The 22,459-nt window shown below is 61.4% G+C and carries 19 protein-coding genes and 1 pseudogene; 10 read left to right on the top strand and 10 right to left on the bottom strand.

Annotation, left to right across the window (positions count from 1 at the left end; genetic code table 11):
- Window positions 1-29: 29 nt before the first annotated feature.
- Both WC811_RS07820 and WC811_RS07825 read right to left on the bottom strand, forming a co-directional pair.
- A complete protein-coding gene (locus tag WC811_RS07820; RefSeq protein WP_372642722.1) occupies window positions 30-2,612 on the bottom strand; it encodes a penicillin-binding protein 1A in 2,583 nt (860 codons plus the stop codon).
- Between the two features lie 187 nt (window positions 2,613-2,799).
- Window positions 2,800-4,032 (bottom strand): N-acetylmuramoyl-L-alanine amidase, encoded by a 1,233-nt coding sequence (locus tag WC811_RS07825; RefSeq protein ID WP_372642724.1) that lies wholly within the window; start codon window positions 4,030-4,032, stop codon window positions 2,800-2,802.
- Between the two features lie 822 nt (window positions 4,033-4,854).
- On the opposite strand from WC811_RS07825, the gene WC811_RS07830 reads away from it, so the two are divergent.
- The 7 genes from WC811_RS07830 (at window position 4,855) to aat (ending at window position 13,734) form a co-directional block, all read left to right on the top strand.
- On the top strand, window positions 4,855-7,884 hold the full coding sequence (locus WC811_RS07830; RefSeq protein ID WP_372642726.1) for an Rne/Rng family ribonuclease: 3,030 nt from the start codon (window positions 4,855-4,857) through the stop codon (window positions 7,882-7,884).
- Window positions 7,885-8,224: 340 nt separating this feature from the next.
- Window positions 8,225-9,550 carry a M48 family metalloprotease gene (locus WC811_RS07835; protein ID WP_372642729.1) on the top strand — a complete coding sequence of 442 codons (1,326 nt, stop codon included), beginning with the start codon at window positions 8,225-8,227 and terminating at the stop codon, window positions 9,548-9,550.
- A 38-nt stretch (window positions 9,551-9,588) separates the two neighbouring features.
- The gene (locus WC811_RS07840; protein WP_372642731.1) at window positions 9,589-10,446 is read left to right on the top strand and encodes a DsbA family protein; all 858 of its coding nucleotides are present in this window, start codon (window positions 9,589-9,591) and stop codon (window positions 10,444-10,446) included.
- Between the two features lie 164 nt (window positions 10,447-10,610).
- On the top strand, window positions 10,611-11,066 hold the full coding sequence (gene aroQ, locus WC811_RS07845; protein WP_372642734.1) for a type II 3-dehydroquinate dehydratase: 456 nt from the start codon (window positions 10,611-10,613) through the stop codon (window positions 11,064-11,066).
- A gap of 62 nt (window positions 11,067-11,128) precedes the next feature.
- On the top strand, window positions 11,129-11,620 hold the full coding sequence (gene accB, locus WC811_RS07850) for an acetyl-CoA carboxylase biotin carboxyl carrier protein (RefSeq protein ID WP_372642737.1): 492 nt from the start codon (window positions 11,129-11,131) through the stop codon (window positions 11,618-11,620).
- Between the two features lie 41 nt (window positions 11,621-11,661).
- Window positions 11,662-13,002: an acetyl-CoA carboxylase biotin carboxylase subunit gene (gene accC / locus WC811_RS07855; RefSeq protein WP_372642740.1), complete on the top strand. Its 1,341-nt coding sequence runs from the start codon at window positions 11,662-11,664 to the stop codon at window positions 13,000-13,002.
- 60 nt (window positions 13,003-13,062) lie between these two features.
- Window positions 13,063-13,734: a leucyl/phenylalanyl-tRNA--protein transferase gene (aat, locus tag WC811_RS07860; RefSeq protein WP_372642742.1), complete on the top strand. Its 672-nt coding sequence runs from the start codon at window positions 13,063-13,065 to the stop codon at window positions 13,732-13,734.
- An 18-nt stretch (window positions 13,735-13,752) separates the two neighbouring features.
- Here the strand turns inward: aat and WC811_RS07865 are convergent, their stop codons facing one another.
- A complete protein-coding gene (locus WC811_RS07865) occupies window positions 13,753-13,986 on the bottom strand; it encodes a hypothetical protein (protein WP_372642744.1) in 234 nt (77 codons plus the stop codon).
- Between the two features lie 9 nt (window positions 13,987-13,995).
- Here WC811_RS07865 and WC811_RS07870 point away from each other — a divergent pair.
- Window positions 13,996-14,280, top strand: a pseudogene (locus WC811_RS07870) (SDR family oxidoreductase); the annotation flags it as partial.
- 25 nt (window positions 14,281-14,305) lie between these two features.
- Here the strand turns inward: WC811_RS07870 and WC811_RS07875 are convergent.
- The gene (locus WC811_RS07875; RefSeq protein ID WP_372642746.1) at window positions 14,306-15,634 is read right to left on the bottom strand and encodes an MFS transporter; all 1,329 of its coding nucleotides are present in this window, start codon (window positions 15,632-15,634) and stop codon (window positions 14,306-14,308) included.
- Window positions 15,635-15,768: 134 nt separating this feature from the next.
- Here WC811_RS07875 and WC811_RS07880 point away from each other — a divergent pair, with 134 nt between their 5' ends.
- A complete protein-coding gene (locus tag WC811_RS07880) occupies window positions 15,769-16,599 on the top strand; it encodes an alpha/beta hydrolase (RefSeq protein ID WP_372642749.1) in 831 nt (276 codons plus the stop codon).
- Here WC811_RS07880 and WC811_RS07885 read toward each other — a convergent pair.
- The 4 genes from WC811_RS07885 to WC811_RS07900 form a co-directional block, all read right to left on the bottom strand.
- On the bottom strand, window positions 16,596-16,997 hold the full coding sequence (locus tag WC811_RS07885) for a DUF1398 domain-containing protein (RefSeq protein ID WP_372642751.1): 402 nt from the start codon (window positions 16,995-16,997) through the stop codon (window positions 16,596-16,598). The genes WC811_RS07880 and WC811_RS07885 overlap by 4 nt on opposite strands.
- Before the next feature lie 30 nt (window positions 16,998-17,027).
- Window positions 17,028-17,489: a MarR family winged helix-turn-helix transcriptional regulator gene (locus tag WC811_RS07890; protein ID WP_372642754.1), complete on the bottom strand. Its 462-nt coding sequence runs from the start codon at window positions 17,487-17,489 to the stop codon at window positions 17,028-17,030.
- Window positions 17,490-17,614: 125 nt separating this feature from the next.
- Window positions 17,615-19,162, bottom strand: a complete 1,548-nt coding sequence (guaA, locus tag WC811_RS07895) for a glutamine-hydrolyzing GMP synthase (RefSeq protein WP_372642756.1) — start codon at window positions 19,160-19,162, stop codon at window positions 17,615-17,617.
- A gap of 133 nt (window positions 19,163-19,295) precedes the next feature.
- A complete protein-coding gene (locus WC811_RS07900; protein WP_372642758.1) occupies window positions 19,296-19,745 on the bottom strand; it encodes a TspO/MBR family protein in 450 nt (149 codons plus the stop codon).
- Between the two features lie 119 nt (window positions 19,746-19,864).
- Between WC811_RS07900 and WC811_RS07905 the strand changes: the two genes are divergently transcribed.
- Window positions 19,865-20,263, top strand: coding sequence for an SET domain-containing protein (locus WC811_RS07905; RefSeq protein WP_372642761.1), 399 nt, complete (start codon window positions 19,865-19,867; stop codon window positions 20,261-20,263).
- Window positions 20,264-20,270: 7 nt separating this feature from the next.
- On the opposite strand, the gene WC811_RS07910 is transcribed toward WC811_RS07905, so the two are convergent.
- Both WC811_RS07910 and WC811_RS07915 read right to left on the bottom strand, forming a co-directional pair.
- Window positions 20,271-20,858, bottom strand: a complete 588-nt coding sequence (locus WC811_RS07910) for an SET domain-containing protein (RefSeq protein WP_372642763.1) — start codon at window positions 20,856-20,858, stop codon at window positions 20,271-20,273.
- A 299-nt stretch (window positions 20,859-21,157) separates the two neighbouring features.
- On the bottom strand, window positions 21,158-22,450 hold the full coding sequence (locus WC811_RS07915; protein ID WP_372642765.1) for an RsmB/NOP family class I SAM-dependent RNA methyltransferase: 1,293 nt from the start codon (window positions 22,448-22,450) through the stop codon (window positions 21,158-21,160).
- Window positions 22,451-22,459 lie beyond the last annotated feature (9 nt).

The following is a 22,459-nucleotide window of genomic DNA, read 5'->3' on the forward strand; positions in this document are numbered from 1 at the left end:
CTACGGCGCGGCAATCGGCGCGCGTTTCACTACCACAATCCGTTGGGAGTCAGAGATCCGCTGTCCGGCCGGCTCGCAGGCGGCGCAGGGCGGGCAACGCGGTCACTGGTGGGGATCGGAGACGACGGCGGCGCGGAGGCGTCGGCGGTCGCGCCGTTAATACCGATCATCGCGTAGGCATCGTCGGGCTCTTCGTCCGGCTTGAACGCTTCCATGATCGCGTTCTGATCGTCGGCGGATGCCCGAAGGCCCGTCTTCAGATCGACGCGCACGAACTTGACGCCGGGCGGGACGCGGAAGGGCGCAGGTGGTGTTTGGCCAAGCGCGTCCTGAATGAACTCGCCGAAGATCGGCGCCGCGATGGCGCCGCCGGTGTTGCCCTTGCCGAGCGGCTTGGGCGTGTCGTAGCCGACGAAGACTCCGACAACCATCGTCGGTGTATAGCCCAAGAACCACACGTCCTTTTCTTCGTTCGTGGTGCCGGTCTTGCCGGCGATCGGCCGGTTGAGCGTTTTCAAAACGCTGCCCGTGCCGCGCTGAACAACGCCTTCGAGAATATGGGTGACCTGATAGGCGGTAATCGGATCAATAATCTGACGGCGGCTGTCGACGAGTTGGGGCTCAGTCTGGTTCGCCCACCTGTCCGCCATGCAGCCCATGCACTGGCGATCGTCGTGACGCCAGATCGTATGGCCATACCGGTCCTGGATGCGGTCAATGAGGGTCGAGGTGACTTCCTTGCCGCCGTTCGCGAGCATGCAGTAGCCTGTCGCCATGCGAAGGAGCGTCGTTTCGCCGGCGCCGAGCGACATTGAAAGCACGGGCAGCAGATCGTCGTAAATGCCGAAGCGCTTCGCGTATTCGGTGATGATCGGCATGCCGAGATCCTGCGCCAGACGCGCCGTCATCTGGTTGCGCGAATGCTCGATGCCGAAGCGCAGTGTTTCAGGCCCCGCGGTATCGTCGGTCTCGTAGTTTTTCGGCTTCCAGACGTCCTGTCCCGGACCCTGATCAATTTCGATCGGCGCATCGAGAATGATCGACGTCGGCTTGTAGCCGTTGTCGATGGCAGAGGCATAGACGAACGGCTTGAAGGACGAGCCCGGCTGGCGCTTCGCTTGGATGACGCGGTCGAACTGGCTCATGTCGTAGGAAAAGCCGCCGACGACCGCGAGCACGCGGCCGGTATAGGGGTCCATCGCCACGAGGCCGCCGCCGATCTGAGGGACCTGCATCAAAGCCCAAGCGCCCTGAATGTTATTGGGATCCTTCGGCGAGACGTAGACGACGTCGCCCGGTGTTAAGATATTCGCGGTCGACTTGGGATCGACGCGTTTGCCGCCGGTCTTCTTCGCCGCCCACTTCATATCTTCAAGCGAGACTTCGACGGCTTCACGATCTTTCGCGAGCGTCGAATCCTGCTGGCGCGCCGGTTTGAAGCCGACAATCGCTTTCGTCTTCTGCGTCTCAAGCACGACACCGAGACGCCAGGGCTGAATGTCGGACGGGGTTGCAATCTTGCCCAGCGCCACGCCCCAGTCGCCGGAAATGTCGATGTTGGACACCGGCCCGCGCCAGCCCTGTCTACGATCGAATTTCACGAGGCCGTCGATCAGGGCTTTTCTCGCGAACTGCTGGAGTTGGGGATCGAGCGTGGTGCGGACCGAGAGACCGCCGCCGTAGAGCTTGTCCTCGCCGTACTTCGCAAGCAGCGTGCGGCGCACTTCCTCGGCAAAAAATTCGGCGGTTTCGATGTGAACCGTATTAGGGCGCAGGTTGACGACGAGCGGCTTCTTCTTCGCCGCCTCAGCCTCTTCCTTCGTGATGTAGCCGTTCTCGGCCATCTGACCGATGATCCAGTTCCGCCGCTCGGTCGCCCGCTCCTTCTGGCGGAAGGGATGGTAGTTGTTCGGACCCTTGGGAAGGGCCGCAAGATAGGCTGCTTCCTCGATGTTGAGGTCTTTGAGTTCCTTGTTGAAGTAGGTGAGCGAGGCGGCACCGACTCCATAGGAGTTCATGCCGAGAAAAATTTCATTGAGGTAGAGTTCGAGGATGCGATCTTTCGAGTAGGCGCCCTCGATGCGGATCGCGAGAATGGCTTCCTTGATTTTCCGCTCTAGCGAACGCTCGTTCGTCAGAAGGAAGTTCTTGGCGACCTGCTGGGTGATGGTCGAGGCGCCTTGCGTGCGCTTGTTCGAGCCGTGAACCTTCGCCTCGACCGCCGCGAAGACAGCGCGCAGCACGCCCTGGATGTCGACGCCGCCGTGCTCGTAGAAGCGGCGATCCTCAGCCGACAGGAAGGCGCCGACGACGCGTTTCGGGACGTTGTTGATCGGTACGAAAATACGCCGCTCGCGCGCGAACTCGGAAATCAGCGAGCCGTCGTGGGCGTGGATGCGCGTCATGACGGGCGGTTCGTACTTCGACAGGCTTTCGTAATCGGGAAGATCGCGCGAGGCCTGCCAGATCAGGAAGCCTGCGCCCGCGGAACCGGCGATGAACACCAGCACGAAAGTACCAAAGGCGAACCCAAGAAAATTGAGCAGCAGGCTTCTGCGCCGCTTTTTCCTTCTCCTAGGCGCCGGGGGCGGCGGCAGCGTGGGCGCGCGCATCAAATTCGAGATTCCGTCAGACTATCGCTGGCTTAAGTTTTCCAATCGAGGCGGCTTACGTCTATTGCCGCGCCGCAGCAATGACAATCCCCTCGGAACCCCCGCACATTAGCACGGAATGTGGCAGCACGTCGTCCGAGGAACCCCATCATCCTCAGTGTTGGCTCGGGGTTGGCTTAAAGGCTGGTCACGGGCGTGCGACGGTCCGTTTATTGAAGTAAATTTGCACCGCTCCGGTGATTGCCGACGCGACCTTCGATTGCCACTCGGGCGTCAGCATCTGCTCCTCGTCCGTACGGTTGCTGATGTAGCCCAGCTCCACGAGGACGGACGGCGAATCTGTCTGCTTCAGCACTTTGAAGGCCGCCGAACGGCGCGGCACGCGCGACATCGCGATGGTCTTGCTGAGGCGCTTCGCGAGAACTTGCGAAAAATCGGCAGAAAAATTCGAGGTTTCCCGTTTCATCAAGTCTATCAGGATATTCTTGACCTGGTCGTCGTTGCCCCGATCCAAATTCTCGATGCCGGCGAGAAGATCCGACGCATTTTCCTTCTCGGCCATAATCCGCGCCTCTTTGTCGGTGGCCATGTTCGACAGGGTGTAAATGGTCGCACCGCGAATGCTGGCCGCGGCTTTTTCCTCAATGGAATCCGCGTGCAGAGAAATGAACAGACTGGCGTCATTGTCCCGGGAATACTTGAGGCGGTTGTCGAGCGAGACGAAAACGTCCTCGGACCGCGTCAATCTCACTTCATAGAGACCTGTTTTTTCGAGGTCGTCCTTGAGTTGCATCGCAACGGCTAGAACGATCGTCTTTTCGTTCACGCCGTTGGCGCCGATCGCGCCAGGGTCGATGCCGCCGTGCCCCGGATCAATCACGACAACGGGTTTGCCCAGGGGGTTTTGCGGACCTCCGGAGCGCCCAGGCGACCCGGCATCGGAGAGCGGCTCGTCGGCTGCCGCCACCATCCCGGCACCGGTTCCGCCTCCGAACGCCGCCACATCCATCGGCATGAGCGCGATGGCGAGTTTCACGGCAGACGTGCCCTTCAATCTCGTCATGTTGGCGGAATGAATTTTCACCGGCCCCTTGGTGTCGATGACGATCCGAGATTTGTGCCGGGCGAAAAGTCCGTAGCGGAACTCGGAAATAAGGCCCGCACCCTTTTGTCCCGCGGACGGATCGAGGCGGAACGTGACATCGGGCAAATCGACGACGACGCGATAGGGATTGGCGAGGGTGAAAACCTGGGCCGTTACGCCCTCACTCATCGTCAGCTCGAAAATCGTCGAGCGGCCGGTGATGGTCATGTGCGTCTCGAGGGCTTCAGCCGAGGCGGCCGGGCGGGCAAGCAGCAGGCATAGTGCGGCCGCTACTGCCACTATAATGTTCAGCAAAGGTTCTCCGGGCAGGCGCATTGCCTAATTTTCCCCCTCCGTCACGTTTAGCGCCCGATCGTCGATCCCTCGTTAAATCTTTGTTTTCAAACGTTATATAATATTCTCATTGTCGCCTCGCGAAGTCGCCATGCCGCCGGTTTTATAGCACTTGCCAGCGGAGGAGCGACCTCGTAGAGTTTGAAATGTATTCGGTGGCGCCTGAGACACACGCTTAAATGGCGTTTGTTGAATGGGTGTCTGCGGTACCCGATCGGCCTGCTGCGGGGGTAAAGCTCTGCTTTCACAGGTAATTGGGTCAGCACGGATGGCACCTGCTCGAGGCAAGCGTACGGGAGTATCACGTCGCTCAGCAGGTTTCGCAGCTCTCGCTGCAGCTTTGGCGTCTGAGCCCCCGGCGGCTCTTTGTCGAGGCGTTAAGACTTTGTACCGGTCGCCCCGTTTGTCAGTCGGGTACTAGCGCGAATTGCTGGGCGACTAAAAAGTTTGATCCACCGCGACGCCGGAGGGTGTCGGATTTTTTCCCCCAGCCTAACGTCCCCCAATTCTGGACACGCAGCTGGACCATAGACCACAGGCCATGACGACAGCTCGCACCATCCAACATAGCGCCAAAGGGATCTCGATCCGCACAGCGCTCCCATACGTTCCCGTGTGCCGTTCGCGCGCCGCAGGGACCGGGATGGCGCAGAAAGCGGCTCGGCCGCCCGTTCCATCAACACAATCAGATCCACCAGCTCATTCAACCAAAAGAACGCGCCACAGCGCGAGTCTCGCAATCCGTTCCGCCAATTCCGGTTCGAGATGCGGGCCGCCGCCCCGGCGCGCCAAGGAAAATAAACAATGTCCAATACGAAAATGCTTATCGACGCCACGCACCCCGAGGAGACTCGGGTTGTGGTGCAACGCAACGGCCGGGTAGAGGAATTCGATTTCGAGAGTGCCGCCCGTAAACTGCTTCGCGGCAATATCTATCTCGCCAAGGTGACGCGCGTTGAGCCGTCGCTTCAGGCGGCTTTCGTCGACTACGGCGGCAACCGCCACGGATTTCTCGCCTTCAACGAAATCCATCCTGACTACTATCAGATCCCTGTCGCCGACCGGCAGGCGCTTCTCGATGAAGAAGCGGCCGCCGAAGCCGAGTTAGAAGCTGCCGCTGACCGGCGCGCGGAGGCTCTCGCACGCCGACATTCCGGACGGTCCAGTGCTCCTGCCGCTCCTCGCGAGGAAGACGGAGAGGCGGCCAACGACGATGACTTCGGCGACCGGTCGCCGGAGGATCGCGAAGGCGAGACCCCGCATATCGTCGACGTCGAGGAAGACGAGCACATAGAAGAAATCGGCGGCGACGAGGACGACGAGGCGATCAATGTGGTCGCCGCGGCAGTCCAGACGTCTAACGACGACGTTCGCTCGGAACCGGTTGCGCCGCAGACCTCGGAAGCCGAAGACGTCCTCCCGGACGAGCACACGCACGTCATCACGTCGGCTGATGACAATGGCGAGCATTTCGCCGAGCACGACGACGATGCGCGTGCAGGCGAAGCGTCCAATGACGATGAGTCTGAGCATTCGCACGATCACGACCATCACCACGGCCACGGCGGCGACATAGATGAAGCCTCCGGCCCGGAGTTTCGTGAAGGATCGCCACAGCGCCAACGTCGGCGTCCGCGCAGCTACAAGATCCAGGAAGTCATCAAGCGCCGCCAGATCATCCTGGTGCAGGTCGTCAAGGAAGAACGCGGCAACAAGGGCGCGGCGCTCACCACGTATTTGTCGCTGGCAGGCCGTTACACGGTCTTGATGCCGAACACCGCGCGCGGCGGTGGCATTTCACGCAAGATCACCAACCCGCAGGATCGCCGCCGTCTCAAGGCCATTGCGCAGGAACTTGAGGTTCCGGAGGGCATGGGCCTGATCATCCGCACCGCCGGCGCGGCGCGGACGAAGCAGGAGATCAAGCGCGACTTCGAATATCTGCTGCGGCTCTGGGAAAGCGTGCGCGAACTTACGCTGCAGTCGACGGCGCCGAGCCTCGTCTACGAGGAAGGCGATCTCATCAAGCGTTCGATCCGCGACCTCTATAACAAGGATGTCGAGGAAATCGTGGTCGCGGGCGAAGCGGGGCATCAGGAAGCCGCCGACTTCATGAAGATGCTCATGCCGAGCCACGCGAAGAACGTCGTGCCGTATCACGAGCCGACGCCACTCTTTACGCGCTATGGCGTCGAGCGCCAGCTTAACGCGATGTTCCAACCGCAGGTTACACTGCGCTCTGGCGGCTACATCGTCATCAATCAGACGGAAGCTCTCGTCGCCATCGACGTCAACTCGGGAAAATCGACCCGCGAATTCTCGATCGAGGAGACGGCGCTCGCGACGAACCTCGAGGCCGCCGACGAAATCGCGCGTCAGCTCAAGCTGCGCGACCTTGCCGGTCTCGTTGTGATCGATTTCATCGACATGGAGGAGAAGCGCAACAATCGCTCTGTCGAACGTCGCCTGAAAGATGCTCTGCGTTTCGATCGCGCGCGCATCCAGCTCGGGCGCATCTCGCACTTCGGTTTGATGGAAATGTCGCGTCAGCGCCTCAGAACGGGCGTGCTCGAAGGCTCGACCTCTCAGTGCCCGCATTGCCAGGGAACCGGCATCATCCGCTCGACAGAGAGCGTCGCTCTCGCGGTGCTGCGTGGCCTTGAAGATGCGATTACCTCGGGTGCGACGGGACCGCTTACGGCAACGACGACTTCGGCTGTCGCGCTCTACATCCTCAACAGCAAGCGCGCCTACATCACCGAGATGGAGCAGCGGCACGGCTACACCGTGACAGTGCTCGGCAGCGACCGGGTGCAGGGTGCGAACTTCACCATTGAACGCGGCGGTGCGATCGTTCCGGTGCGCCGTGTCGAGCGTGCCGCGGTCAACATGGACTGGGGCTTCGACGGCGAAGATGAAGCACCGTCCTTCGAAGGCGGCGAGATCGAAACCGTACCCAATCCCGACGAAGCCGAAGAAGGCGCTGCCGCCAGCGAGAACGGGCGCGGAGACAACGAAGAGAACGACGGACGTCGTGGTGGCCGCCGCAGACGGCGTCGTGGACGCGGCGGACGCGAACGCGGTGAGGGCCGCGAGCGTTCCGGGTTCGATGGTCGTGGCGAACAGGGGCCTGCATTCGCTGGAGAAGCGCAGCCTCGCGGTGATAATGATGCCGAAGCCGGTCCGGCGGACGATGAGGATCTGGAAGCGCAGTCTTCCGCCGAAGACGAAGCAGGTTTCGACGAGCAGACCGAGACTGGCGCGAATGGCGACAAACCTCGGCGCCGTCGCCGCGGACGCCGCGGCGGTCGTCGCGGCAGGGATCGTCGCGAAGGCGGTAATGTAAACGCCGACGGCAGCGAAGGCGGCGAGCAGTACGAGGCTGAAAACGGCCATGCGGATGCGAGCCCCGATACCGCCGAGCATGGCGCTCGGGTGAACGGTGAGGCGGTACCGGAGACGTCGTCTCCGGCTGAGGTCGGCGGCACCGTCGAAAAGCCGGAAACCAAAGTCGCGCGGCAACGGATCTGGGACGTCCCCTCGAAGACGCCGGACACCGAACCAGTGACGATTGTCGGCGCTGCGAAAGTTGTGGCGGCAAAGGTTTCGAGCGACGCGCCGCCTGCGGCGATCGATATTCCGGCACCTGCAGTCGTTGAACGTGCGCCGGAACCCGCGCCAATAGCCCGGCGGCGGCACGAAGTCGGCTCCAGCGAGCCGCGCATAGAGCGTGTCGTTGTCCGTCCGGGCGAGGAAGCCGATACGCCCGCTGCGGAAGGTCAAGCCGCACCCCAGCGCAAGGGCTGGTGGCAACGCAAATTCAGCGGCGAGTAAATATTAAGAATACCGGGCCGAAGCGGCTGCTGCTTCGGCCCTTTTCCTTCTCCTCCCGGCACTGCGCGTCGCGTAACGGATAAGCACGAGCCGTGCGCAAAAGCGCTTGCGCGCGGAGGCGTTGCCATTCTCACGCCCCAAAATTAGTGAATGCCCGTAACGCATCGTTGCAACGCATTTGACCCGAGTGGGGGTTGGCGCATATTTTGACCGTGCGTAGCGTCTCGAAGCGCTTGTCGAGATCAGGGCACTGCGAATGCCAATAATTAGGAAGCCTCATCGGGCACGTTGGACCGCCAGACGCTTTGCACTTTTGGCCGTCGCCCTCACCGCTTCGTTGATGACGTCGGCAAGCGGCGCGCGCGCGCAGGGACTGCCGCTCATCCGTGACACCGAGATCGAAGGCTTGCTGCAGGATTACTCGCGGCCGATTTTCCAGGCTGCGGGCTTTGGCGGCGGTCGCGTTACCGTTCGCATCATCAACAACGACGCTTTCAATGCCTTCGTTCTCGATGGCGCCAACGTCTTCGTGAATACCGGAACGCTGATGCAGGCCAACACGCCAAACGAAGTGATCGGCGTCATTGCGCACGAGAGCGGGCATATCGCGGGCGGGCACATGGCCGCGCTGCGGTCGCGGATCGCGAAGGATCAGACGCGCGCCCTGCTGACGCAGGTTCTCGGGCTCGGCGCAATGGTGGCCGGTGGCGTTTCGGGCGGTTCGTCGGGCCGGGACACCGTGCAAGGGGGAGCCGCCATGTTGCAGGGCGGAAGCAGCGTCATCATGAAAGGCCTGCTTGCGGAACGACGGTCGCAGGAATCGGCGGCCGATCAGGCCGGCATGAAGTATCTGACCGCTACGAAGCAATCAGGCAAAGGCATGCTCGACACGTTTGAGCGCTTCAAGGAACAGGAATACCTGTCGGATCAGTTCCAAGATCCGTTTGTGCGCTCGCATCCCTTGTCCGTCGAGCGCTTAGCGCGGCTGGGTCAGCTTGCGCGCACGAGTGCCTTTTTCGATCAAAAGGACCCGCCCTCCCTTCAGTTGCGCCACGATCTGATGCGAGCGAAGCTTTCGGGATATCTTGAAACGCCGGCAGCGGTTTTCAATCGCTACCCGGAAACGAACAAGACCCTGCCGGCTCGATATGCTCGAGCCATAGCTAAGTTTTTCCGTGGCGGTCCGGGCGCCCTTGAGGCGTCGGTCCAGGACACCGACGCGATCATCCGCGAAAACCCGTCGTACCCATATTTCTATGAACTCCGGGCCGATTTCCTGATGCGATCCGGCAAGACCGCGGCCGCAATCCCGAGCCTGCGGCAGGCGCTGAAACTCGCGCCGGACAGCCCGCTGATCCGAGTGCAGCTCGCGTCCGCGCTCCAGGACTCAAACCACGACGACGCCCCGAAGGAAGCCGTTGAGCTATTGCGGAAATCCCTCGTTGAAGATCCGGAAAACGGACATGCATACAGACTGCTCGCAAACATCTATTACAAGCAGGGGCGGGCGCCGGAGGCCGATGCCATGACCGCCCAAGCCTTCTTTTGCGAGGGGGACATAAAACAGGCGCAGGTCTTCGCCAAACGGGCTCAACTGAAACTGCGCTCGGGCTCTCCCGAGGGGCTGAAAAACGACGATATCATCAACTACAAGCCGCAAACCTGAATGGGCGGCGCTTCATTCTGAAAAACGAGAACTCATCCATGATCCTCAAGTCCGCATACCGAAATCGCGTTCGAGCGATGATCGCCAGCAAAAAGCTTTCCGGTCTGGCGCTCGGATTGGCGCTCCTTGCCGTCATTGCGCTTGCAGCCGCGCAGTTCGGCAATGGCTCGGCGCGCGCCGAATCTGTCGCCCCAACCGCCGGCGGCACCGCATTTACCGACGAGCAGAAAAAGGCCCTCGGCGATATTATCAAAGACTATCTGATCAAAAATCCTGAGATCATGTTCGAGGTGCAGAACGCGCTCGATGAAAAATCGCAGAAAGAGCAGGACACTAAGCTCAAAGCGTTCATGGCAAGCAATGCGAAGACGATCTATCGCTCGGCCGATGCTGCCGTTGCAGGCGATCCGCAAGGTGACGTGACGGTCGTCGAGTTCTTCGATTACAACTGCGGCTACTGCAAGCGCGGCCTTCCGGAAGTGCAGAAGCTGATCAACGACGACAAGAAAGTGCGCTTCGTCTTCAAGGAGCTTCCGATCCTGGCGAAAGGTTCGGAGGAAGCGGCGCGGGTTGCGCTCGCGGCGAAGCGACAGGGCAAATACTGGGAGTTCCATCAGGCCATGCTCGGCTCCAAGGGGCAAGCCAATGAGGCATCAGCCTTGAAGGTCGCCGAATCTCTTGGCCTCGACATGGATAAGATCAAAACCGACATGGCGGGCGACTCGGTCAAGACCGAGTTGCAGAACGACTTGGCCCTCGCCAAGCAGCTCGGTGTGAACGGAACGCCGCACTTTCTGGTTGGCGACAAGGCCATTCCGGGCGCTCCGGATGACCTTCACGACCAGCTTGAGGCGCTCGTGACCGGTTACCGTAAGACCGGCTGTTCGATGTGCTGATGGAAGCTTAGAAATAATATTTATTTTCAGATGCTTAGCATCAATGACACACAGTGGTGCGCGGCGGCCGCCGCGCACTTTGCGCATTCGACGAAAGCTGATAGACCCAGGAGCTTCGAAATCGGCTCGGGCTTCGGCCCGGCGCGCTAGCGGCCCCCACACACATGACCTCCCTCGTTTACGTTCTCAACGGCCCCAATCTCAATATGCTCGGCGTCCGTGAGCCCGAAGTCTACGGCACGGAGACGCTTGACGATCTTCGCGTGCGCACGGAAAAAGCGGCCACGCGGAACGGGCTGGCGATCGACTTCCGGCAATCGAATGTCGAGGGCGAAATCGTCAACTGGGTGCAGGAAGCCCGTGGCAAGGCCAAGGGCATCATCATCAATGCCGGCGGCTATACGCACACGTCGGTCGCTATTCTGGACGCGCTGCAGGCCGTCAGCCTGCCGGTGGTCGAGGTTCATCTCTCGAACATCTTCCGGCGCGACGAGTTTCGTCAGCACTCTTACATTTCCCTCGCGGCGACGGGCGTGATCTGCGGCCTCGGCGCGAAGGGTTACGAACTGGCCATCGAGGCGATGGCGGACATCTTGAACAAACCCGCAAGCAAAGCGTGACGTCACACCCAAAGCTTAGGCTATAAGACGCACGCCAACAAAATATCGAGGACACGGTACTGATGACTGCAAAAGACCAAGGGCCGAAAATGGGAAGCGCCGAAGGTCAGATGATTCGCGAGCTCGCCGAGCTTTTGAACGACACGGGCCTGACGGAGATCGAGATCGAAAAGAGCGGTCTCAAGATCCGCGTCGCGAAGAAGATCTCGATCACGGCCGCTGCGCCGCAGGCCTACCTTGCGGCGCCGGTTCCGAACGCAGCTTCGACGCCAAGCGACGGAAAGCCGGGAGGGTCTGCACCGGGCGATCTTTCGAAGCACCCGGGCGCCGTCAAGTCACCCATGGTCGGCACAGCCTATCGCTCGCCGGAGCCCGGCGCGCCGTCGTTCTGCGAAGTCGGAAGCAAGGTCAATCAAGGCGACACGGTTCTGATCATCGAAGCGATGAAGACGATGAACCAAATTCCCGCGCCGCGCTCGGGGACCGTCAAGGCGATCCTCATCGAGAACGCTCAGCCGGTCGAATATGGCGAGCCGCTGATCATCATAGAATAAAGCGCGCGCCGCAGATGACGGCGAGAGCGCCCGGAGTTCAAATGTTCGATAAAATCCTGATTGCCAACCGAGGAGAGATCGCGCTGCGTGTCCAGCGCGCTTGCCGCGAACTCGGGATCGCAACGGTCGCCGTCCACTCAACCGCCGATGCCGACGCCATGCACGTCCGGCTCGCAGACGAAAGCGTGTGCATCGGACCGCCGGCCGCACGGGATAGCTATCTCAACGTTCCCGCACTCGTTACGGCATGCGAGATCACCGGCGCCGACGCCGTCCATCCGGGCTACGGCTTCCTCTCCGAAAATGCGCGCTTCGCGGAAATTCTCGAAGAGCACAAAATTACGTTTATCGGCCCGACTTCCGAACACATCCGGATCATGGGCGACAAGATCGCGGCGAAGGAAACGGCGAAGAAGCTCGGCATTCCGGTCGTGCCCGGCTCCGCAGGCGCAGTGACAAGCGAGACCGAGGCGATGAAGGTCGCCAAGGAGATGGGCTTTCCCGTGCTCATCAAGGCGGCGGCCGGCGGCGGCGGGCGCGGCATGAAAGTCGCGACTTCGGCGGCCGATCTCGGCATGGCGCTGTCGACGGCGCGCTCTGAGGCGAAAGCCGCCTTCAACGATGATTCCGTCTACATCGAGAAGTATCTTCAGAAGCCGCGCCATATCGAGATCCAGGTGTTCGGCGACGGCAAGGGCAATGCCGTTCATCTCGGCGAGCGCGACTGCTCGCTGCAGCGGCGGCACCAGAAGGTGATGGAGGAAAGCCCCTCACCTGCCCTCAACGCGGCTCAGCGCGAGAAGATCGGTGCGACCGTCGCGGATGCCATGCGCAAGCTCAAATATCGCGGCGCCGGCACCGTCGAGTTCCTGTTCGAGGACGGCAACTTCTATTTCATCGAGATGAACACCCGGTTGCAGGTCGAACATCCGGTTACCGAGATGGTCACCGGCACCGACCTCGTGCTGGAGCAGATCCGCATCGCAGCCGGCCTGCCGCTGAGCTTCACCCAGGACGACATTGAACTTAAGGGGCATGCCATCGAGTGCCGGATCAATGCCGAGAATCCGAAGGATTTCCGGCCTTCGCCCGGCCAGATCACCTATTGGCACCCGCCCGGCGGCCTCGGCGTCCGCGTCGACAGCGGCGTTTACCAGGGCTACCGGATCCCGCCCTACTACGACAGTCTGATCGGAAAGCTGATCGTGACCGGCAAGACGCGCAACGACGCCTTGATGCGTTTGCGCCGCGCCCTCGCGGAGTTCGTGATCGACGGGATTGAAACGACGATCCCGTTGTTCCAGGATCTGGTTCGAGAGCCGGATATCGTCAACGGCGTCTATGATATTCATTGGCTCGAAAAATATTTGGGGATGAAGTAGGCTTTGCCGCTGCGCGACATGTTCCGCGCGCGTCCGAGAATTCGCTTGGCAAGTGGCAGCATGGCGTCGCGCGACGACCCGATGTTCGAAATCACGCCTCAGGTCCTCCTGAAAGCCTATAGCTGCGGCATTTTTCCGATGGCCGAGAGCGCCGACGACCCGGCGCTGTACTGGATCGAGCCGCAACAGCGCGGCGTGCTGCCGCTCGACGGCCTGCATATTCCCAGGCGCCTCCTGCGCACCGTGCGGACGACGCCCTTCATCGTGAAAGTCGATAGCGATTATGACGGCGTCATCGACGGGTGCGCGGCACCGCGCGCGGGGCGAATGTCGACGTGGATCAACAGCCGGATCCGCACGCTCTACCGCGAACTGTTCGAGATCGGGTCTTGCCACACGGTCGAAGTTTGGAACGGCGACAAAATGGTCGGCGGCCTCTATGGCGTCGCGCTTAAGAGCGCCTTCTTCGGCGAGAGCATGTTCTCGACGGAACGCGATGCGTCGAAGATCGCTCTGGTGCATCTCGCGGCGAGACTGATACGCGGGGGGTTCACGCTCCTCGATACGCAGTTCGTAACCGATCACCTGCGCCAGTTCGGCACGATCGAGCTTGATCGCATGACGTTTCAGCGCGAACTCGAAAACGCGCTCGATAAAGACGCCGACTTCTACGCGCTTTCAAAAGATGCGTCGGGCGCCGAAGTTGCCGAGATTTTCGCCGATCGGTGCTAATGTTGGACGGCGCACCGATCAGTCGCCTCCACGCACGCGGCCAAAGTGCAATGCGAGATACGTTCCGATTGCCAGCGCTCCGGCGATCAATGTCGCAAAGCTCAACGTCACTCCGATCTCGACCGGATGGGCCGACAGCAACAGTGCGCCGACGACGAGATTGAACATACTCCACAGGAAATTTACGACGGGCGCCGACAGGCCCACACCGCGCGGCTTCGCGAATGGTGTTTGAAAGGGCGCTCCTTGCAAGCCCGCAACGCGCCGGTTGAGCATTTCACGCGCGCGGCCTCGAAGGAATTTGGAGCGCGCGGTATCTCGGTCACGGCCGTCGGTTCCGGGCCGATGGATACGCCGTTCTTTTATGCGGCTGAGGGAGCGGACGCCGTCGCCTATCACAAGACCGCGGCGGCGTTGTCGTCCTTCTCCAAAACCGGCCTGACGGACATCGAGGACATCACGCCGTTTATCCGTTTTCTGGTCTCGGACGGATGGTGGATTACCGGTCAGACGATCATGATCAACGGCGGCTATACGACGAAATAAGATGGCGGCGCGGCGACGGCGGCGGTCATGCCGGCGTCGCCGTCGTCGCGGCGATGTCCGCTCCAATGGGCACCGAAATCTTTCGCAGCGTCATTGTCCCGTAGATTGCCGCGCAGGCAATGGAGATGCCGCCCGCGAGGACGAACGCCGGAACGAACGAGCCCGATCGGTCAAGAAGGATACCGCTTACAAGCGGCGCGAGTGAACCGCCTATGGAACCGCCGACGTTTTGAATTGCTTCGAGCGTTGCGACCGTATTCACCGGCGCGATGACGGCGGCGAGCGCCCAACCGCAGCTCGACGAAACATTCGCCGCGAACAGTCCGAGCGACATGAGGGCGAGCGCGGCTGACAAATCCGCGACGTAGACGGCGGCAATTGTGGAAATTCCGGCAACCACCAACCCGGCGATGACGGGCAGCCGGCACGTCGCCGCGGCGTCCATCCCGCCCGCGCGCCCCAGTCGGTCCGAGATCACGCCGCCCGCAACCGCGCCGAAAAAGCCGGCCGCGAGCGGGACTGCCGACCAGATTCCTGCGTTCGCAATCGACTGGTGTCGCGCAATTTCGAGATATCCCGGCAACCACGTCGCGTAGAGCCACGAGACGTACACGACGCCGAAGAAGCCGAGAAACATGCCCCAGGTCGTCGGGAAGCGCAGAAGCCAAAGGACTTGGCTCCAGCCGACATGCTCAATCGCCGCGCCGTCGTCGCGGTGGATCTCTTCGATGTCGGCCGCTGGAATATCCGCGTCGCGCGGGGCGCGATAGTAGATCGCCCAAAGGGCCGCGACGACGAACCCCGCGAGTCCCGCGATAATAAACATCACGCGCCAGCCGTGCGCCAGCATCAGCATCGTTAGGATGGGTGGCGCGAGAGCCGGAGCAAGCGCTGACGACGAATTGAAGATCGCGATCGGCAGCGCGCGCTTTTTCAGCGGAAACCAATCGGCGCAGACGCGCGTGCCGCCGATGTACATCGGAGACTCGCCCAGGCCCAGGGCGATGCGTGCGCCCAAGAACTGGTGAAGTGAGTGAACAGCGCCGCCCGCGAGTTGTGCGAACGACCACAGCACCATGCCGACGCCCAGCGTCCGGCGGGCTCCGTAACGATCGACCAGAACGCCGGCGGGAATTTGCGCGAGGCCGTAGCTCCAGGCAAACGCCGACAGCAACAGTCCCATCTCGCTGAAAGAGAGACCGAGTTCGGCGCGGATCTCCGGATTGCCGACCGCAACGGCGGCGCGGTCGAAATAGTTCACGCACCCGGCAAGGACCAAAAGCGCGACCGCCGTGGTGCGCATTCGCCGGGTGCGCGGCGAAGCGTTATCCTTGTCCGAGCGGTCTCGACTCATCGGTGCTCCATCGGAAAATCGATCTGGCTGGCGGCGTTCGTAATTCATGCAGCCCCTGTTCAGCTGAGAGTTGCATAAAGTCGAAGGTCCCGGCAATTCGTGCTGCGTGTTTGAGCTTACCAGGGTCATCGCCGATGACGTTCAAGGCTTCAATTCGAATTGGCGTCTTCGCTGCACTTCTTGCGCTATCCGCCTCCTCGGTCGTGCGGGCTGAGAGTTCGTCTGGGGAGAAGGCGGCGGAACGCATCGTCGAATTGCCGCTCAGTTCGGGCCAGCATCAACGAGTCCTGTACGTCGCGCCTGCCTCTCCACGCGCGACCATCGTCATGCTGCCCGGTGGCACGGGTGATGTCGGATTGGCACGCGACGGCGACATTCGCCATGGCCATAACTTCGTTATCCGCACGCGCGATTTGTGGGTCGCGAAGGGGTATGCGGTCGTGATCCCCGATTGGATTGATCGCGAGAGTTTAAGGGGCGCGCGCAGCTCTCCTGACTACGCGAAGATCATCGGCGATCTGATCGCTTATGCGCACGCGCAATATTCGGTTCCGGTTTTCCTGCTCGGCACCAGCCAAGGCTCCATAGCGGCGGCGAACGGCGCGGCACACGCGGGGCCCGGATCGCTGGCGGGTGTGATCCTGACAGAATCGGTATCCGTGCTCGGCGGCAGCCATGAGACGGTGTACGACGCTGGACTGGCGGATATCCGCGTCCCTGCTCTTATCGTCGCAAACCGTGATGACCGCTGCGACGTGGCGCCGCCCGATGCGGCCCCCAAAATTGCCGCCGCCATGATCCACGCGCCGGAAGCGCGTGTCGTCGAGGTCAGCGGCGGCATCGATCGTTCGAAGAAAGCCTGCGGCTCGCTGAGCCCACATGGCTATTACGGCATTGAGGACAAGGTCGTCGGCATCATCAGCAGTTGGATCGACGGGCATATTGGCAGCACGGGCGCTCGCTAATTGGGAAACTGCTCCACGTGCGTTTCGGCGGTGCGGCCGATGTAGAGAGCCCGTCTGCCGGAAAACGAGACGAGATATCCCGCACAGCCAGCGGCAGCGACTTTTTTGCAGAAGCCTTTGTACGTGTAGCCCGGCGCCAACTGCTGGGCTTCCCTGATGGCCGATTGGATTCCGGCGGCATCGAAGTTTGGCGCGATTGCGGTGTCGACCAAGTGGGCTGAAATTTCGACGCTTTCGCCGTCCGGCACATAGTACGTCGCGGTCGCGCGACGAAGGTCGACCGCGTAACTTTCGAACCCGCCATTCATCAAGGCGCCGACGATCTCCGGAAACGTCATCGTATTTGTCTCGGCTCCGCGGAGGCATGCCTCGGCGAGCGCTTTTTTATGAGCGTCCATATCGTTCTCTCTTTGCGTTCTTAGTTCGGGTCAATCGATCGGCATCGTGCGCATGTCACCCTGCTCGGCCAAACGCCTCAGAAGTTTTTCCAAGGTTCTTCTCTCACCGGCCGACAGCGTGCCGAAGAATTCAGCATCGTTCCCGTCGGCCAGGACCGCCAGTTGCGGAACCAATTCTACTCCTCGTTTCGTCAGTCCGAGTGTCTGAGCACGGCCATCCTCTTCGCTCGATCTGCGAATGATGAGTGACTTGGCGATCAGGCGATCCGCGAGTTTGGTGATCGCGCCACGGGTCATGCCGATGTCCGCCGCAAGACGGCTCGGCGCCATCGGTTCATTGCCGTAGAGCGAGCGCATCACGACCCACTCCGCGACGGTGATATTACGATCGGCGAGCTTAGCGGCAAACGATTGCGAGACATGGTTGGATACGGTGCGCAGCCAGAAGCCAAGATGATCGGTCAAATCCGAGATTCTGGGATTGGATGTCATCACGCCCTCTAGTTGACACGGAAACTATATCCGATCTAGTTTCCTGGTCAACTATATTTTTGTGATCTTGCAATTAGCGGCGCAGACGACGGGCGCATAATCAGATTATTGAAAACGGCCTTCGCTCATTCCCACTCGATGGTGCCGGGGGGCTTCGACGTTACATCGTAGACGACGCGGTTGACGCCGCGCACTTCGTTGATGATGCGCGTCGCGACGCGGCCGAGAAACGCCATGTCGAAATGGTAGAAGTCGGCGGTCATGCCGTCGACGGAAGTCACGGCGCGAAGTCCGAGGACATGGTCGTAGGTGCGGCCGTCGCCCATAACGCCTACTGTACGCACGGGAAGCAGAACGGCGAAAGCCTGCCAGATGGCGTCGTAAAGACCGGCACGGCGGATCTCGTCGAGATAGACGGCGTCGGCGCGGCGCAGGATGTCGAGTTTCTCACGCGTGATCTCGCCGGGAATGCGGATTGCAAGACCTGGCCCCGGAAACGGATGGCGGCCGACGAAGGCTTCCGGCAAACCAAGCTCTCGGCCCAGCGCCCGGACCTCGTCTTTGAAAAGTTCACGCAACGGCTCGACGAGCTTCATGTTCATGCGTTCGGGCAAACCGCCGACGTTGTGATGCGATTTGATCGTCACCGAAGGGCCGCCGGTGAACGACACGCTTTCGATCACGTCCGGGTAAAGCGTGCCCTGCGCCAAAAACTCGGCGCCGCCGATCTTCTTGGCTTCCGCCTCGAAGACGTCGATGAAATGCTTGCCGATGGTCTTGCGCTTGGTCTCGGGATCGGACACCCCCGCCAGCGCCGTCAGGAACTGCTCGGACGCATCGACGTGGACAAGCGGAATGTTGTAGTGATCGCGGAACAGGCCGACGACTTCGTCCGCCTCGCCAAGCCGCATCAGGCCGTGATCGACGAACACGCATGTCAGCTGCTCGCCGATTGCCTCGTGGATCAACACAGCCGCGACGGTGCTGTCGACACCGCCCGACAATCCGCAAATCACGCGGCCCTTGCCAACCTGCTTTTTGATCTTGGCGATCATCTCGCGGCGATACGCGGACATCGTCCAGTCGGATTTCAGCCCGGCAATGTTGTGGACGAAATTGGCGATCAGCTTGGCGCCATCCGGCGTGTGCACCACCTCGGGGTGGAACTGCACGCCATAGAAATGTCGCTTCTCGTCGGCGACGACGGCGAAGGGCGCGTTCTCGCTGGTGCCGATGATTTCAAAGCCTTCGGGCAGGCGCGTGACGCGGTCACCGTGACTCATCCAGACCTGATAGCGCTCGCCCGGTGACCAAACGCCCTCGAACAGTGGGCTCTCGGTCGCGATGGACAGGAAGGCGCGGCCGAATTCGCGGTCGTGGCCGCTTTCGACCTTGCCGCCGAGTTGCTCGGCCATGGTCTGCTGGCCATAGCAAATGCCGAGCACTGGCACGCCGGCGGCGAAGACCGCGTCAGGCGCCCGGGGCGACAAATCCTCGGTGACGGACGCCGGTCCGCCCGACAGAATTACGGCTTTGGGTTTCAGCTTCTCGAACGCCTGGGCGGCGTTCTGAAACGGGTGGATTTCGGAATAGACGCCCGCCTCCCGCACGCGTCGTGCGATGAGCTGCGTCACCTGACTTCCAAAATCGATGATGAGGATGGCGTCGGTCAAAGTTCGGGAGACCCTTTGTTCAGGGCCTTCCCCTACGCGAAGACGACGACGGCTGCAACGCCTCGCCTCGACGCTGCCCCTGCGACAGCGCATAGCCGCCCCCCGGAGGACGCGGAGACTCTCGAAAAGCGTTTCAATTCAACTGCCAAACGGCAAAATTGAGGGCGGCTGCGAAGGACACCCACGCCAAGTAAGGAATGAAGAGGTAACTCGCTTTTTTGTCGAGTGGCCGAGCGGTGACGACAAAGGCTACGATCGCAAGCCAGAGGGCTGAGATGTCGACGAGGGCAAGCGCGATATCGTGGCGTCCGAACATCAGATAGGACCACAGCGCATTGAGGGCGAGACCGATGACCCAGATTGCAAGTGCCGGCGTCCATTTCCCGGCTTTCCAAACCTGCCATCCAGCGACGGCGATCATCGCGTAGAGGATCGTCCAGGCGACGGGGAATACCCAGTTCGGCGGCGTCCATGATGGCTTGTTCAAAGCTGCGTACCACTCGCCCGGCATGAACGACGAAGCGCTCGCTGCCGCTAGAGAGACCAATGCGGCGAAAACGATGAACGACGGAAAATTTCTCAACTTCGAGGCTCCCAATTTTGATCCGACCGACTAGAGAGGGATCAGCGCCTTCTCTTTACGACGAAACGCAATGGGCGTGGCGAAGTCGCAGATACTCGGGTCAGAGGGATATTTATTTCATGCTCATGGTGAAGACCCGGCTCGGAGTGAGCGATATCGCGGGAATTGGGCTTTTCGCGGCGGAGGACATCCCCAAGGGCACTGAAACGTGGCGGTTCATGGGTGATTTCGACCGGCTGCTCACGGAGGACGAGATCGAAAGCCTGCCCGAGGTTGCTCGCGCGAACCTTCTCGACCATGTCTATCTGCACGAGGCGAGCGGCAAGTTCGTGCTCTGTGCCGACAACGCCCGCTTCATGAACCACGCAGACATCCCCAACACTGAGGGCGTCCACGAGCCCGGGGAGATCGAAGGTTATGACATCGCCACGCGCGACATTCTGGCCGGGGAAGAGATCACATGCGACTACCGAACGTTCGACGCTCATGTCGACGTGAAACTCGGCGGTGTCAGATAGCGCAAGACTACTCTCCAGGCACCATCGTCTGCTCGGAAGCGGCCTTCCGTGCCGTCTTCCGGCGCCTCGCCGCCAACGAGTTTAGCGCCTGCATCGCCAGGATGCGGCGCTGGAGATAGGGCGAGAAATACCCCGCATACCGCCGCCAGAGATCCGTCCGCATCCAGTCCTGGCCTGAAACCTGGCCACGACAGTGCGGCGACCCGCAAGAGCACGCGAACTCGTCGTAGGGCGAGCCATCGCTCGTGGCGTAGTCGTAGGTGATCTCTTCGCCGGACGAGATATCGCGCATCGCGACGAGCGTAATCTGGCCGGAAAGGCCGGAGTTCGGGTCGCAGCAGTGGTTGACGTAATCGGGGGGCTCGCAGTCGGAGAGCGAGACGAGGTATTGGCTTTCCTCGACCTGAAGCGAATAGCGCTTCACGGTCGACGGCATCTCGTTCAGTTCATCACCGGATACGAGCGTTCCGCTCCAGACCACGATCAGCTCGCCTTTGGCGATCGCTTCTCGCGCCACGACGGTGTGACCGCCGCGGTCCGGCGCCGGATGAACTTCGCATTTCGGAGATAGGAACGAGTGGGGCCTAGCGCTCATCCATTGACCTCAATTGGCCTCACGAGCGTGGGCGGGCGCGACCGCGAAAAGCAATCTTTGTCACCCGTCCCTCGATCCGCCGCGAGCCAACGGCAAACGTCCGATGAAATAGTTTCGCGCCTCGCGATGTCAACGGTGAAAAGTGGGCATTTGTCCCGGGGGCCCTGCTCACATTTTGTGTCTGTGCGTAACGAGTGGGCGGAAAATCCAGACAAGAGTTCGCGCACTGACGAATTCGAACAACGACGCGCCGTCGCGATGCGCGTGTGTCCGAGAAAATCAATCCACAGAAACTTCGGCTATGCCTTACGGCCTAGAACGGCGATGAAGAATCCGTCGGTGCCGTGCCGATGCGGCGTCAGCAAAAGGGAATCCTCCCGCCCATCAGCCGACGGCGGAGGTTCGCTGCCAAAGGCCGCCCTCCAGACCTCGGCGGTCGGAACGGAGTGGAATTCGGCGTTTTCCTCAAGAAAACGTGCGATTTGGCCGGTGTTCTCGTCGGGCAGAAGAGAGCAAGTCACGTACACCAACTGGCCGCCGGGTTTGACGAGGCTCGCCGCCCGCTTCAACACGACCTTCTGCTCGGCCATCCGAGCGGTCAGCGCTTCGGGCTTGATCCGCCATTTGGCATCGGGGCGGCGGCGCCAGGTTCCGGTTCCGGTGCATGGCGCATCCGCCAGAACGGCATCGAAGCGCGGGCCGAGAGCATCGACCGCCGCTTCGTCGCCCGCGCGCAGCACCTGAACGTTGCGGACACCCGCTCGCTTGATGCGGTCGAAGATCGGCTTCAGCTGATTGCGGTCGGCGTCGTAGGCGTAAATCTGTCCGGTGTTCTGCATCAACGCCGCGAGCGCTAGCGTCTTGCCGCCCGCCCCGGCGCAGAGATCAAGCACCTGCTTTCGCGGACCCGCTCCGGACAGTAGCGCAGCGACTTGCGAACCCTCGTCCTGGATTTCGAACCAGCCCGCTTGAAAGGCGGCTTCGGCCTGGAGATTCGGCGTCCGTTGCGCGCCGACGGGCGGAGGCACGCGAATGCCGATCGGAGAAAGTGCGCAGGGTTCGGCACCGAAGCTCGCAAGGGCCTTCAAGACTTTTTCTTGGCTCGACTTCAGCGTGTTGACGCGGAGATCGGCTGGCGCGCGGCGCGCCAACGCCTGGCCCTCGGCGGCTGCATCCGTGCCGAACTGGCTCGAAAACGACGGCCAGAGCCATTCAGGGATATCGGCCTGGACGTGGGCCGGGGCTTCATCAAGCGATCGTGTGAGACCGGCCTGCTCGGCTTCCGAGAGAGGCGACGGGCAATGCTCGGAGCCATCGCAGGCGGCGATGACGCCTTCCGGCGTCAGCCCTAGCGCCGACGACGCGGCTCCAACGGCGAGCGCGCGCGGCGTGTCTTCGCCGAGCGCCCACGCGATCGACGCTTTCCGGCGCATGGCATCATAGACGAGACCGCCAATGGCGTTGCGATCGCCGGAACCGGCAAACCGGTGCGCCTTGCCCCAGTCGGTCAAGGCGATGGAGACGGGTTGGTAGCGACTGATGATCGCTTCCAACACTTCGATTGCCGCAGAGATGCGGGCACCAGTTTTCATTCGGGGGAC

Source organism: Hyphomicrobium sp. (genome assembly GCF_041659645.1).
Taxonomy (GTDB): domain Bacteria; phylum Pseudomonadota; class Alphaproteobacteria; order Rhizobiales; family Hyphomicrobiaceae; genus Hyphomicrobium_B.